At 32.2% G+C, this 13,868-nt stretch carries 12 protein-coding genes; 4 read left to right on the forward strand and 8 right to left on the reverse strand.

Annotated features, from left to right (window positions below; genetic code table 11):
* Positions 1-4: 4 nt before the first annotated feature.
* Positions 5-1,981, reverse strand: coding sequence for a DNA primase (dnaG, locus tag LPC20_RS00705; RefSeq protein WP_229325509.1), 1,977 nt, complete (start codon positions 1,979-1,981; stop codon positions 5-7).
* Between the two features lie 235 nt (positions 1,982-2,216).
* Here dnaG and LPC20_RS00710 point away from each other — a divergent pair, with 235 nt between their 5' ends.
* Both LPC20_RS00710 and LPC20_RS00715 read left to right on the forward strand, forming a co-directional pair.
* Entirely contained in the window at positions 2,217-4,547 is a 2,331-nt protein-coding gene (locus LPC20_RS00710) for a PAS domain-containing sensor histidine kinase (RefSeq protein WP_229325511.1), read from the forward strand.
* A 10-nt stretch (positions 4,548-4,557) separates the two neighbouring features.
* The gene (locus LPC20_RS00715) at positions 4,558-4,914 is read left to right on the forward strand and encodes a response regulator transcription factor (protein ID WP_229325513.1); all 357 of its coding nucleotides are present in this window, start codon (positions 4,558-4,560) and stop codon (positions 4,912-4,914) included.
* 335 nt (positions 4,915-5,249) lie between these two features.
* Here the strand turns inward: LPC20_RS00715 and LPC20_RS00720 are convergent, their stop codons facing one another.
* The 3 genes from LPC20_RS00720 to rlmN form a co-directional block, all read right to left on the reverse strand.
* Positions 5,250-6,026, reverse strand: a complete 777-nt coding sequence (locus LPC20_RS00720; RefSeq protein ID WP_229325515.1) for a response regulator transcription factor — start codon at positions 6,024-6,026, stop codon at positions 5,250-5,252.
* Positions 6,027-6,160: 134 nt separating this feature from the next.
* Positions 6,161-7,138 (reverse strand): polyprenyl synthetase family protein, encoded by a 978-nt coding sequence (locus LPC20_RS00725; RefSeq protein ID WP_229325517.1) that lies wholly within the window; start codon positions 7,136-7,138, stop codon positions 6,161-6,163.
* Positions 7,139-7,201: 63 nt separating this feature from the next.
* Complete coding sequence (gene rlmN, locus LPC20_RS00730; protein WP_229325519.1) at positions 7,202-8,242, reverse strand: dual-specificity RNA methyltransferase RlmN; 1,041 nt, start codon at positions 8,240-8,242, stop codon at positions 7,202-7,204.
* A gap of 106 nt (positions 8,243-8,348) precedes the next feature.
* Here rlmN and LPC20_RS00735 point away from each other — a divergent pair, with 106 nt between their 5' ends.
* Positions 8,349-8,990 (forward strand): O-methyltransferase, encoded by a 642-nt coding sequence (locus LPC20_RS00735; protein ID WP_229325522.1) that lies wholly within the window; start codon positions 8,349-8,351, stop codon positions 8,988-8,990.
* Here the strand turns inward: LPC20_RS00735 and LPC20_RS00740 are convergent.
* From LPC20_RS00740 to LPC20_RS00755, 4 genes are all read right to left on the reverse strand, one after another.
* Positions 8,967-9,533: a phosphatase PAP2 family protein gene (locus tag LPC20_RS00740; protein ID WP_229325524.1), complete on the reverse strand. Its 567-nt coding sequence runs from the start codon at positions 9,531-9,533 to the stop codon at positions 8,967-8,969. The genes LPC20_RS00735 and LPC20_RS00740 overlap by 24 nt on opposite strands.
* Positions 9,533-9,934: a twin-arginine translocase TatA/TatE family subunit gene (locus LPC20_RS00745; RefSeq protein ID WP_229325526.1), complete on the reverse strand. Its 402-nt coding sequence runs from the start codon at positions 9,932-9,934 to the stop codon at positions 9,533-9,535. Before LPC20_RS00745 ends, LPC20_RS00740 begins: the two co-directional genes overlap by 1 nt.
* Positions 9,935-10,040: 106 nt before the next feature.
* On the reverse strand, positions 10,041-12,284 hold the full coding sequence (locus LPC20_RS00750; protein ID WP_229325528.1) for a M1 family metallopeptidase: 2,244 nt from the start codon (positions 12,282-12,284) through the stop codon (positions 10,041-10,043).
* Between the two features lie 58 nt (positions 12,285-12,342).
* Entirely contained in the window at positions 12,343-12,846 is a 504-nt protein-coding gene (locus tag LPC20_RS00755; RefSeq protein WP_229325530.1) for a DUF6702 family protein, read from the reverse strand.
* Between the two features lie 284 nt (positions 12,847-13,130).
* On the opposite strand from LPC20_RS00755, the gene LPC20_RS00760 reads away from it, so the two are divergent.
* Positions 13,131-13,826 (forward strand): hypothetical protein, encoded by a 696-nt coding sequence (locus tag LPC20_RS00760; RefSeq protein WP_229325532.1) that lies wholly within the window; start codon positions 13,131-13,133, stop codon positions 13,824-13,826.
* Positions 13,827-13,868: the final 42 nt, after the last annotated feature.

A 13,868-nucleotide genomic window follows, 5' to 3' on the forward strand; every position in this document is an offset into this window, starting at 1 on the left:
TTTTTTAAATATAAGTAGAGCGAATTCTCCCAATAGTTCCTGTTAGATTCACTTTTAATTTATTATAATCGTTAATCATTATTTTTAATTCCTCTTGTTCTGGCTCAGGCTTTTCGCCAAATTCTCGCATTAAATCAAGGATTAATTTGTTGATTAAATATTCTCTCATAGAAATAATAATCTCTGAAGTATGTTGACTGATTGTTTCTGCTTTTTGTTTTACAAATATATTTTGACCGTCCCATTTGTGTAAGGTAAGACGTTCGTCATCCATCAAAATATCAGTTACTTCTTGAGCAAATTGATCTGGTAGTTGCTTTAGATAATTTTCAATTCCGAAACTTTCATTCTGCAAATAATATGAAATTAAATCATTAAACAAGCCTCTAAATAAAGGATTTGCAAGTTCAACTTCATCCTCTTGTAAACTTAAATAAATACGTTGGAAAACTTTATATTCTTTCTTTTCTACTATTTGTTCTACTTCGCCTAGATCATTGGTTTTAAGAAGAACATCTTCAAACTCTTCCGTTTTATTTCCGTACAACAATAAAATCTCAATGATTTTTCGTTCCAAATGATATAAAATATCAATCTTTTCAGTTTGAACTGGAGTTTCATTTTTTACAATGTCAAACGCTTTCTGCTCTTGTTTTTGTTTTTTTCCAACTTCAGCAATGTCTTTTTGAACCAGTTGAGCCAATGTACTTAATAAAACCTGCTCAGAAATATCCATGATTCGGGAACATTCCTGAATGTAAATTTCTCTTTGAATACGATCTGGAATTTTGGAGATACTTTGTACCATATCCCGAATCAAATCGGCTTTCTTAATAGGATCATTTTGAGCATCCTTCATCAAAAGCGAAGCCTTGAATTGAATGAAATCTTTTGCATTATTTTCTAAGTAAGCTACTAAATCATCATACGATGTTTTTTTAGCAAAACTATCCGGATCTTCTCCATCAGGGAAAGCACAAACTTTTACGTTCATCCCTTCTTCAAGAATCAAATCAATACCTCTAACAGAAGCCCGAAGTCCAGCAGCATCTCCATCAAAAAGGACAGTAATGTTTTTTGTTAAACGATTAATCAAACGAATTTGATCTGGTGTTAAAGCCGTTCCTGATGAAGCTACGACATTCTCTATGCCCGCTTGATTGAACTGTATTACATCAGTATAACCTTCAACTAAATAGCAATTGTTTAATTTAGCAATGGATTGCTTCGCTTGAAAAATACCATACAATACTTTGCTTTTATGATAAATTTCACTCTCGGGTGAATTGAGGTATTTAGCTGCTTTTTTATCATTTGTTAGTATGCGTCCTCCAAAACCAAGTATTCTTCCCGACATACTTTGGATAGGAAACATAACTCTTCCTTTAAAACGATCAAAAGGCCTATCTTCTTTAGGAATAGTTAGCCCTGTACTTTCTAAGAATTCTAATTTATAGCCTTTACCAAGTGCTTCTTTAGTAAAAGCATCCCAAGTTTCTGGCGAATAACCTAAAGCAAATTTAGTTATCGTTTCATTCGTAAATCCTCTTTCCTTAAAATAAGAAAGACCTATTGCTTTTCCTTCTTCTGAATGAAGTAACGAATTGTGAAAATAATTTTTAGCAAATTCCGAAACCAGATACATACTTTCTTTGATATCAGTATTGGCTTTTTCTTCGTCAGTTTGCTCCGTTTCTTCAATTTCAATATTGTATTTTCGAGCTAAATACCGAATGGCTTCGGGATAGGTAAAATGTTCGTGCTCCATAATAAAAGCAATTACATTTCCTCCTTTGCCCGAACTAAAATCTTTCCAAATTTGTTTTACTGGTGAAACCATAAAAGAAGGAGAGCGTTCATCTGAAAAGGGACTCAATCCTTTAAAATTACTACCGGCACGTTTTAATTGTACAAAATCGCCAATAACCTCCTCAACTCGAGCAGTTTCATAAACAGTGTCAATGGTCGCTTTTGAAATCATTTAATTGTAGTAAAGTCACAAATATACAAAGTTTCAACACGATTTATTTATGATTTAAAAATGAATTTAAGCTGTAAAAAAAATAAAAAAGAAATTGACTTTAAAAATTAAACGACTAATTCAATAGTTATTTCCCAATAAACTTATATTTTTATACCAATAATGGTGTTTTGCACTCACGTCCCGAATCGTAATTGCAATCTACTACTGCAACTCAAACCCAAAACGTAATCTTATGACCTTAAATAGTGTAACCATTAAAACTATTGTCAGCTCTGACCATTTTCAAGAAGAATGTCAAAACCTACTTACTTTTGCCTCCGAAATTTGCGAAGTACCTGTTGTTATTTTCAATTATGTCGAAAATAAAACAACAACTGTTATCGCTAAAGTTGATAACTCTAACGCTTTTACAACTGCTGATATTCAATTGATTTCTGATACAATTAATTTTGAAAAAAATACAGAATATAGTAAAGATTCCGCGAGTAAAACTCAATTTGAAATAGCGTTTGAAGTAGAGGATTTTCATGCTAATCTTTGTTTTTATGGATTACGTCCAATAGAATTTACCTCTATTCAATTAAAAACTGTTCATCATGTAATCCAACAAATAGGATCCTTTTTCCGTTTGCAGATCCAAAATTTTGAATTGGAACAAAAGGCATTTTATAAGAAAATATTAGATAGACTACCAACTGAAGTAGCCGTTTTTGATAGCAATCATAAATACTTGTATGTAAATCCTGCGGCCATTCAAAACCCTGAACTGCGTAAATTTATTATTGGTAAAGATGATTTTGAATATGCAAAACATACTGGAAGAGACCCATTATTTGCAAAAGAAAGAAGAGATCGATTTACAACGGCTGCAAAAACAAATTCAATAATTGAATGGATTGATGAATTAAAAAAAGAAGATGGAAGTACTGCTTTTTATACTAGAAAGTACGCACCAGTATTCAACAAATTTGGATTGTTAGAAATGATGGTGGGCTTTGGTGTAGACATTACCGCTCAAAAGAGTGCTGAAGCTGCATTGAAAATAAGTAATGAGCGTTTTAGCTATGCTAGTCAGGCGACTTCTGATGCTTTGTGGGATTGGAACATTTTAACCGATGAAATTTTCGTTGGAGAAACTTACTCTGCCCTTTTTGGACATCATTTTAAAAATAATGTTATAACGGCAGGAGCCTGTGAAAATTTTGTTCATCCTGATGATAGAGAGCGGTATTTAAAAAAATATGAGGATACTTTAAATAGTACTGCATTAAAGTGGGATGATGAATACCGTTATTTAAAATCGGATAATTCATATGCTTATGTTAGTGATAAAGCTATCATAATTAGAAATTCAGATGGAACTCCAATACGTATGATTGGAGCGATGCAAGACATCACTCAAAGAAAAACGGTTGAAGAACAGAATAGAATGTTAATTGAAGAAAATAACCGTAATAAAAATATTCAGCTAAACGAAGCAAAAAATATGTATCGTTTGCTTGCAGACAATACGGTTGACTTGGTTTGCCTGCATAATTTAGATACCACATTTGAATATGTATCTCCATCAATAATGAAACTGATGGGATATACTCCTGAAGAACTTATTGGTCAAACTCCGATGCAATTTGTGCACCCAACCGATTTAGAGTTACTTCAAAAGCGTTTTGAAAGCTTTATTGTAAAAGCTGACGATTCATATGTTGAAGCTCGTTTCTTAAATAAGAACAATGAATACGTTTGGTTTGAAATTAAAGCGAGTATTGTAACTGTAGATGGAGAGCCTGTAAGTTTTCAGTCTAGCGCTAGAGATATTACACAGAAAAAGCAAGTTCAAAATGCCATGGAAAAGGCATTAGTTCAAGAAAGAGAGCTGAATGAGCTGAGAACTAATTTGGTTTCCACAATATCGCATGAATTTCGTACCCCCATGACTACAATTAGAACAAGCGCAGAACTAATTGAAATGTATATAGAAGGCCATAATTTTGTTCATTCTCCTCAACTTCAAAAAAGAATAAACACCATTACAGAGGAAATCGATCGTATTGTAGAACTGATGAATGCCGTTTTGACTATTTCTAAAGATGATGCTGGAAAAACTAATTTTAATCCTACACAATTTGATTTGAAACAAATTTGTTTGGATGTTATTGAAACCAGCTATTCAAATCATAGTAAAGGGAGAAAAGTAAATACACAGTTTGTAGGCGAAACCTTTAACATTTTTGCCGATAAAAATTTAATGGAATATTCATTATTTAATTTACTAAATAATGCGTTCAAATACTCTGAAGGAACAGGAGATATAACATTATCATTATTTTCAAATAAAGAGTATATTGAAATTCAAATTATAGACCAAGGAATTGGAATCCCAGAGAAAGATATTCCGAAATTATTCAATACTTTTTTTAGAGCTAGTAATACGGAGGGGATCCAAGGAACAGGCTTAGGACTTTACATAGTTAAAACATTTACCGAGAGAAACTCCGGAACAATTAATGTGACAAGTAAACTAGGTAAAGGAACTCAAGTTAGCTTACATTTTCCAAAATTATAAGTTGAGCGATATGAAGAAAATAGTAATAATTGATGATGAAATTAAATTAAGAGAAGCACTTGTAGAATTATTCTCATTTATAGGTTATGAAATATTTGAAGCGCAGGATGGAATAGAAGGTTTAGAAAAAATTGCCTTACATCAACCCGATCTTATCCTATGTGATGTAATGATGCCTAGACTTGACGGTTATGGTTTTTTAAAAATTCACTTAACATCTAAACAGTCTTCCATACCAGTTATACTATTAACAGCTAAAACAGAAGAAACTGATGAGCTAATTGGTAAACAATTAGGCGCAAAAGAATATATTAAAAAACCATTTTCGTTTCAAGAACTAAAAAAAATAGTCGAGAAATATATTTAAACTAATACAACGTTTTGGAATAAATGATGAAAGCTGGGAATAAAGTGAAGTTGAATCTTACCTGAAGCAGCCTGCTTTAACTAAATTGTAATCATAAATTCATTGCCCCCAATAAATTTTCTGAACAGACTGCCCGGTAAGAAAGATCCCAAATCTTAAGTCAAAGATAGAACAACTTTGTTAGAAAAAAATCAATATAATTGATAAATTAAAAAAAAATACCAATAATTTAATATCCGCATCAATTACGATTTTTGAAGTAAAAAACCACCTCTGTTTCCAGATAAATAGCCAGGAATTATTCAGCAAATAAAACACTAAAAAAAGAAAAAAAATTATTCTTCTATTTGAGAAGATTGAACGGATTTAATATAGTCTCTTGGAGAAATATTTAAATAAGATTTAAAACTTGTTGAAAAATATGAAAACGATCCAAAACCTGTCTGATCTACTAAAAACTGTATGTTTCTTTCGCCCAAGTCAATTAATTTCATTGCGTATTGAATTTTAAATTCACGAATGTATTGACTTATATTTTTATTGGTTAATTTTCGGATTCTCTTGTCTAATGTAGACTTACTAATAAACAAGTTTTTTGATAATTCATCTAAGTTAGGTCTAACTTTAATGTCTTTCAGTAAAGCCTCGTTGAGCGAAGTTAGAAAATCCTTTTCGGACAATTTTATTGTGACTTTTGAAAACGGATCAATACCAAAGTTTTTTTCAATGTTTTTTCTAAGCTCCAAAACATTATTTACTTTTAATATCAATTCTTTAATTTGAAATGGTTTCATAATGTAATCATTTACCCCATGTTCTAATTGGCGTAATTTGACTTCATCATCAATATTGGCAGTAATAATTATAAAGGGAACAACGGTGAATTTTTTATTCTTTCTTATATTTAGGTATAAGTCCTCGCCGTTCATCCCAGGCATCATTAAATCACTAATGATTAAATCTGGGAAATTTTGAGATAAATAATCCAATGCTTTGATGCTATCATCAAACCAAGTTACTTCGAAATTATTGAACAATAACAACTCTAAAATAGAATTTCCCAGAGCCTTATCATCTTCAATTAATACTATTTTTCTTTTGTAAATTTTCACGAAACGAATTTAAAAATAATATTTTAAATTATACGCATTTATTTTAAAATTATAGTATTTTTTATAATTAGCCGTCATAAATTATAAATTATTACGCTATTTATAGACTTAAAATGGAATCCTAATTATGAAAACTATATTTTTCTTTCTATGACGTAATTTACCATTAAGATTAAAGCGTCTTTAAAGGGAGAATCGGGGTAATTAACTAGCAGTTGTAAGGCTTCTTGTTGGAATTGAAGCATTTTTTGTTCGGCGTAAGCCAAACCATTATTATTCTTAACAAAAGCAATCACTTCTTTAACTCGTTTTTTGTCCTTATTGTGGTTTTTTATGGAATTGATGAGCCAACTTTTTTCTTTAGGAGTACAATTATTTAAAACATGAATTAAGGGTAAAGTCATTTTCTGTTCCTTAATATCAATTCCTGTTGGTTTCCCAATAGCATCTTCAGTATAATCAAATAAATCATCTTTGATTTGAAATGCCATTCCAATCAGCTCTCCAAATAAGTGCATATTCTTAACCTGAACTTCATCTTCTATAACTGATTGCGCACCCAAAGCACAACAAGATGCAATTAAGGTTGCTGTTTTCTTGCGTATAATTTCGTAATAAACAGCTTCAGTAATATCTAATCTTCGTGCTTTTTCGATTTGGAGTAATTCTCCTTCGCTCATTTCACGAACTGCTACGGATATAATTCGTAATAAATCAAAATCTCCATAATCAATTGAAAGCAATAATCCTTTTGAGAGTAAATAATCGCCTACTAATACCGCAATTTTATTCTTCCAAAGTGCATTTAATGAGAAAAATCCACGTCGACGATTACTATCATCTACTACATCGTCATGAACTAAAGTCGCCGTATGAATCAATTCAATTACAGAAGCTCCTCGATAGGTGCGTTCATTTACTATTCCATCAGAAACCATTTTGGCCGTCAAGAACACAAACATCGGACGCATTTGTTTTCCTTTTCGATTGACAATGTAATACGTAATTCGATTTAACAACGCTACATTAGAAGACATCGATTCAAAGAACTTTTTTTCAAAAAGTTCCATTTCATTGAGTATGGGTTGTTTTATTTGAGATGTGATATTCATGGATTCCAAAGGTACTAAAGATTATATCTTTACAGTCTGAATAATGGAATTAATAATCATGATTTAGGATTTATTCGCCAATTGTCCACAAGCCGCATCGATATCTTTTCCGCGACTTCTTCTTACTTTAACTACTACTCCAATCGCTTCTAATCCTTTTATGTAAGCTGCGATAGCTTCTTCTGAGGCTTGCTGGAATTCGCCATCATCAATTGGATTGTATTCAATTAAATTTACCTTACAAGGAACATATTTGCAAAATTTAACTAAGGCATCTACCGAAGCTTTATCGTCATTGATTCCTTTCCAAACTACATATTCATAAGAAATTTTACTTTTGGTTTTTCGATACCAATATTCTAAGGCTTCACGCAAATCTGCTAAAGGGAAATTTTCGCTGAAAGGCATAATTCGGGAACGAATTTCATCAATTGCCGAGTGTAAAGAAACTGCTAATTTGAATTTGACACCATCATCCGCTAATTTCTTAATCATTTTGGGCACACCCGATGTTGACACCATAATTCGTTTGGGAGACATTCCTAAACCTTCAGGCGAAGTGATCATATCAATTGCTTTGATGACATTATTATAGTTCATTAAAGGCTCTCCCATACCCATAAAAACAATATTCGATAAGGGATGATTGTAATACAAACGACTTTCTCTATCAATAGCGACCACTTGGTCATAGATTTCACCTGGCTCCAAATTACGCATTCGCTTTAAACGAGCAGTAGCACAAAAATTACAATCCAAACTACAACCCACCTGACTGGAAACACAAGCCGTAGTCCGAGTTTCAGTAGGAATTAAAACGGATTCTACAATTAATCCATCATGCAAACGAACAGCATTTTTAACCGTTCCGTCTTCACTTCGTTGCATCGTGTCCACTTTGATATGATTGATAACAAAATGATCTTCAAGCATCTGTCGAGTGGGTTTAGCCACATTGGTCATATCTTCAAAAGTATGTGCGCCTTTGCTCCATAACCATTCATAAACTTGGTTGCCACGAAAGGCTTTGTCCCCATTGGAAACAAAAAAATCTCGCAATTGCTCTTTGGATAAGGCTCGTATGTCTTTTTTCTCGATTTGCATGGTGCAAATTTAAGGAGTATTTGTTGATTTATTTCATCAATTCGAATAAATGCATGGGTAGGATTCTATAATTTGATAACTTTGCGCCAATTGAAAAAACTATACAATGCACTTCATTTCTCAAGAACTCGAAGATTATATCGAACAACATTCTGAAAAAGAACCGCAACTTTTAGCGGATTTGAACAAAGAAACCTATCAGAAAATTTTGTTGCCCAGAATGCTGAGCGGACATTTTCAGGGACGTGTTTTGAGTATGTTGTCTAAATTGATTCGACCAGTAAACATTCTTGAAATTGGCACCTACACCGGCTATTCGGCTTTGTGTTTGTGCGAGGGGATGCAAGACAAAGGACAATTACACACCATTGATATTAAAGAAGAATTAGTTGATTTTCAGCGTAAACATTTTGATAAATCGACTTGGGGAAAGCAAATTGTCCAGCATTTGGGTGAAGCCGTTGATATTATCCCTAATCTTAACATGAAATTCGATTTGGTCTTTATTGATGCGGATAAAGAAAACTACATTAATTATTTTGAAATGATTGTTCCAAAAATGAATAAAGGCGGTATCATTTTATCAGATAATGTGTTGTGGAGCGGCAAAGTTTTGGAACCGCTACAAAAAAACGATTTGAGTACTCAAGTACTTTTAGAATACAATCAATTACTTAAAAATGACCCAAGAGTAGAAACGGTTTTATTACCTATTCGAGATGGATTAACTGTTTCGAGAATTCTTTAGAATGTATTTTTGATACAATTTGTTGGTTACAAAACCAAAAGTGGAACCAAACAAATATCCAGTTACAATATCCAAAGGATAATGTAAACCTAAATAAATTCGGCTGTAGGCAAAAATCAAAGGAAATAAAAACAAAAGAAAAGCAAATCGATAATACTTTTTTAGAAGCAAGAATAAGAAAGTCATCGTTGCCGAAGAATTAGCCGCATGTCCTGAAAAGAAACTGAACGAATTACTCGGTTTGACCAATCGGATAATGGAATTTATTTCCGGATTATTACAGGGTCTTAAACGTTGAAAAGTAACTTTAAAAAGATTGGTTGTTTGATCGGTTACAACTAATAGAAGTGTAACAAACAACAATAAATAAAGCGTAGATTTTATCCCTATTTTTTTGTAAACCAAATACAATAGCACTAAAAAAAATGGAGTCCAATTGGATTGCTTGGTAATAAAAAGCCAAAGTCCGTCATAAGTTGCGGAACCTAAACCGTTCAAAAAAACTAATAATTGAACATCCAGCTGAATTAATTTCTCAAGCATTATCCCTGACGTTTAATTGGGCCTTCTATATCTGGAATTTGACTCAAATCAGGAACTGCTGTTGCATTTTCAACACTCGCAACCCCCTCTTCTACTTGTTTAATTTCCGAATTTACTGAATTAGAAAAATCGGTAACTATACTTGTATCTCCTAGCAAATTTTCTTTTGCTTTGTCAATTTCTGCAGTAATATTCCCTGTCAAATCAGCTAACGATTGTTTGTCAAGACCATTCGCCTCTGCTCCTTTTTGAATCTCAGATTTGATATCATTAGTAGCGTTCTTAATTTGGGCCATTGTTTTACCTACTGTTCTAGCTATTTCAGGCACTTTATCAGAACCGAAAAGCATTAGAACAATAAACATGATGAAAATTAATTCGCCTCCACCTATTCCAAACATAATTTTGTATTTTTTCTTGAGTACAAATATACCAAATTTCAGGTCCTTCTATTTTAAAAATATCATAAAAAAATAAAGGCTCCAATTGGAGCCTTTATTTTTTTCTTTATTCAAACTTAGATTTTTCTTCTTGTTTAGGCCAAGTATTATTGGTAACATCAATATCCGCTGTTTCCAATTTTGGGTCGATTTGAATTTTCTTAACGGCCTTTTGAGTAGCATATACTTTACGGGCTGTATCATTACTTTTTCTCCAAATCTGAGCTGGGTATTTAAAGCTTTCTTTAGTATCATCTTCGTAAGTCAATTCTACTAAAATTGGCATTATCATTCCCCCTGGTTTATTAAAAGTTACCTCGTAAAAATACTTAGGTGCTTTCATATTTGCTTTCTCTTCAGCTGATAAATTTTGATCTACATAATCAGAAAGTAATTTAACATCTTCAATTTTCAAAGCTTTCTTATCCTTTGGATTCACCTCTGTATTTTGTCCAGAAACTAAATAAACAAAAGGTCCTTTTTCAGTACCAAAACGGCCTCGTCTTACTTTTACATCTTTTAAATCAGAAGTTGCAGTTTCAGAAACATAATATTGTTTAACATCTTCCAAACCAATATCAACGAAATCTGTTGAGTAAAACCAACCTCTTACAAACCAATCCAAATCAACGGCTGAAGCGTCTTCCATTGTTCTAAAAAAGTCTTCTGGAGTTGGGTGCTTGAATTTCCATCTGTTAGCATACACTTTAAAAGCATGATCAAATAATTCACGTCCCATGATGGTTTCTCTCAAAATATTCAATCCAGTTGCTGGTTTTCCGTAAGCATTATTTCCAAATTGATAAATCGTTTCAGAATTAGACATAATTGGCTCCAAAAATTTTTGATCACCACTCATGTAAGGAACAATATTTTTAGCTGGACCACGTCTTGAAGGGAAATTAGTACCCATTTCTTGTTCTGCCATATATTGCATAAACGTGTTCAACCCTTCGTCCATCCATGACCATTGACGCTCATCTGAATTCACAATCATTGGAAAAAAGTTATGTCCTACTTCATGTATAATAACACCTATCATTCCGTTTTTAACTTGCTCACTTGTTACACCATTTTCGTCAGGACGTCCGAAATTCCAACAAATCATTGGATATTCCATCCCTTGATCTTCTGCTGAAACCGAAACTGCTTTTGGATAAGGATAATCAAATGTATGAGATGAATAACTTTTTAATGTATGCGCTACAGTTCGTGTAGAAGTTTCTCCCCATAGCGGATTTGCTTCTTTTGGATACACAGAAGTTGCCATAACTGTTTTAGTGCTTAATTTCACCGCCATGGCATCGAAAATAAATTTTCTTGAAGAGGCAATTCCAAAATCTCTTACATTTTTAGCACTGAATTTCCAAGTTTTTTTCTTGTCTGAAAATCCTTTTTCAGCTGCAGTTGCTTCTTCTTGAGTTACAATTACAACTGGCTTATCAAAGGTTTTTTGAGCCAATTCATATCTTTTTAACTGCTCAGGTGTAAATACTTCTGCACGGTTCGTTAATTCACCCGTAGCTTCAATAATGTGATCTGCTGGAACAGTAATATTTACATCAAAGTTTCCAAAAGGCAATGCAAACTCTCCAGTTCCCCAGAATTGCATGTTTTGCCATCCTTCTACGTCATTATAGACAGCCATTCTTGGATAAAACTGTGCAATAACATAAATTTTATTATCGTCTTTTTCAAAAGCTTCGTAGCCTGAACGCCCGCCTTCTTTTCTATAATTATTGATGTTGTACCACCATTTAGTAGAAAAAGTAAATTTAGTACCTGGCTTCATTGGAACAGGCAAATTGATTCGCATCATCGTTTGATTAATCGTATACGATAATGGTGCACCTTTCACGTCTTTTACATATTCAATATGAAATCCACGATCTGGTTTTTCCTTTAAATAATCCGAAGCAAATTTTTCAGTAGGTAGAACCTGATCTATTCTTTGGCTTTCTGCCAATGGAGTTTGAGAGGTTTTTGCTTGTTGGTTTTGATCCAATTGTACCCATAAATACTCTAAAGTATCTGGTGAATTATTAGTGTAGGTTACCGTTTCAGAACCCATTAATTTTGAATTTTTATCGTCTAATTCAATATCAATCTTATAATCTGCTTGTTGTTGGTAATACGCTGGTCCAGGCGCTCCTGAAGCCGAACGATACATGTTTGGCGTAGCCAACAAATCGTACATCTGACTGAACTTATTGGTGTCGTATCTTCCAGTTTGTTTTGGAGCTACGGTAGCAGGCTTCTCCTGAGCCAATGCAATTACTGGAAACAGTAATAAAAGTGCAATTTTTTTCATTTTGGGGAGTTTTTAGCTTGTGAAAATAGTTAATTTAAATATAATCGTATAAAAATAATTAAAATTTTAATACCTCCGTTTTTTTAGAGGAGGTGAAAAGTACTGTTTTTTTATCTCCAAATGCATTAAAATGCAAAATATTTTGTTGATCTGAATTCCAATGTGTCAGGATTGTATTGGTGATTTCTACCGAATTAAATTTCGCAACATCAGCTACACGACCATAACAAATTAGCAAATCGCCTTCTTGTTCCTTACTTAAAAAAAGAACAGGTTTGGTTTGACCGTTGACTTTAAAAAACAAATTCTCTGCAAAGTATTTTTTGAGTATTGCAATATCTTCAACATCTTCTTTTTCATGTCCTATATTGGTTTTTTTACCGTATTTTTTTTCAAGAGCTTGATTTAAATCGTCAATAAAAATTCTGGACGTCACTTGAAGCATCTTTTTCTCAGGAGCATAGTTGACCTGAAAAATAGCCATATAAAACTTATGTATTTCAGAAGCCGTAAAGCTGCATAGTAAAAAACTTAGAAAGGCAAGGAGTACTGTTTTTTTCATCTTTCAAAAATAGTAATTCTTTTGAAATGATAGAAGATCCATTTGAAAGACTGTTTTTTATAAAAAGTTCCCTAACCCAATTTACTACCATGTCCATTTGTAATCTATTTTTTTATATTTTAGCATTACTATAAAACTACTCCTTTTTAATCTATTTGCCAAATTATGAGTTATATTATTTGGACAAAAATAAGTTATTGGTTACGCAAAGAAACTACGTAAATAGAATATGTTCTTGAAATATTTTTATTATAACTCTAATTTATTCTATCAAAATAATCAAAATGACACAAAAAGAAGAATCAAATATTAGAGAGTTTATAAACAATAAATCGATACTTCTAATGAAGTCCGAAAGTAGATCGTTTGCCAAAAGCGGTTTTGACATTAGTCATTATAGTGAAATAGAATATGCAGGAAGAAAATTTGTCATTATTAGTACTAACGTTTTTTATCAAATTTTGAATAGTGTTCTTATTGAAGCATGCGAAAAATATCCTGAATATTTTGGTAAGGACGATGTTAATAAAGTGCTTCAAGCACTTTATCAAATTGAAAATATGGGCACAATTGATCAATTTTATAATTTTTTAAAAACCGAACAATTTGCCTGGATTTTGGAATTAGTTGATGAAAGAGTTAATTCTCAAGTTTTAAGGATAGAATTATTTAGACAAGTAGATAAATTAAAAAATGACGAATCAAAGAATGAATTCACTGGTGGAGTTTTTCATTCATTTAAACACTTTACATATAAAGGAATTCCTCTTTCAACGAAAAAGGAAAATAAAGAAATTAATCATCCCAAATCAATTATCGAATTTCTAATTCAAGGTTTCTTTTGTGCAGAATTGATAATGAAATCTGAAAAAAAATATGAATCAAAAATAAATCTCCCAGATGGGAGAGAATTATTTTTTTCATTTTACAAGGAGAAAATTGCCGATATTTATTTTGTCAATAGTGTAATTTATAAATAAAATTCATTAACATAAACACAGTTAATCCAAGGATAAATCGAA

Source organism: Flavobacterium ammonificans (assembly GCF_020886115.1).
GTDB classification, from domain to species: Bacteria; Bacteroidota; Bacteroidia; order Flavobacteriales; family Flavobacteriaceae; genus Flavobacterium; species Flavobacterium ammonificans.

Excerpts from the sequence above, each read along its gene's own strand:
- dnaG (WP_229325509.1), bottom strand. The coding sequence starts at position 1,981 with ATGATTTCAAAAGCGACCATTGACACTGTTTATGAAACTGCTCGAGTT.
- LPC20_RS00710 (WP_229325511.1), top strand. The coding sequence starts at position 2,217 with ATGACCTTAAATAGTGTAACCATTAAAACTATTGTCAGCTCTGACCAT.
- LPC20_RS00715 (WP_229325513.1), top strand. The coding sequence starts at position 4,558 with ATGAAGAAAATAGTAATAATTGATGATGAAATTAAATTAAGAGAAGCA.
- LPC20_RS00725 (WP_229325517.1), bottom strand. The coding sequence starts at position 7,138 with ATGAATATCACATCTCAAATAAAACAACCCATACTCAATGAAATGGAA.
- rlmN (WP_229325519.1), bottom strand. The coding sequence starts at position 8,242 with ATGCAAATCGAGAAAAAAGACATACGAGCCTTATCCAAAGAGCAATTG.
- LPC20_RS00735 (WP_229325522.1), top strand. The coding sequence starts at position 8,349 with ATGCACTTCATTTCTCAAGAACTCGAAGATTATATCGAACAACATTCT.
- LPC20_RS00740 (WP_229325524.1), bottom strand. The coding sequence starts at position 9,533 with ATGCTTGAGAAATTAATTCAGCTGGATGTTCAATTATTAGTTTTTTTG.
- LPC20_RS00745 (WP_229325526.1), bottom strand. The coding sequence starts at position 9,934 with ATGTTTGGAATAGGTGGAGGCGAATTAATTTTCATCATGTTTATTGTT.
- LPC20_RS00750 (WP_229325528.1), bottom strand. The coding sequence starts at position 12,284 with ATGAAAAAAATTGCACTTTTATTACTGTTTCCAGTAATTGCATTGGCT.
- LPC20_RS00755 (WP_229325530.1), bottom strand. The coding sequence starts at position 12,846 with ATGAAAAAAACAGTACTCCTTGCCTTTCTAAGTTTTTTACTATGCAGC.
- LPC20_RS00760 (WP_229325532.1), top strand. The coding sequence starts at position 13,131 with ATGACACAAAAAGAAGAATCAAATATTAGAGAGTTTATAAACAATAAA.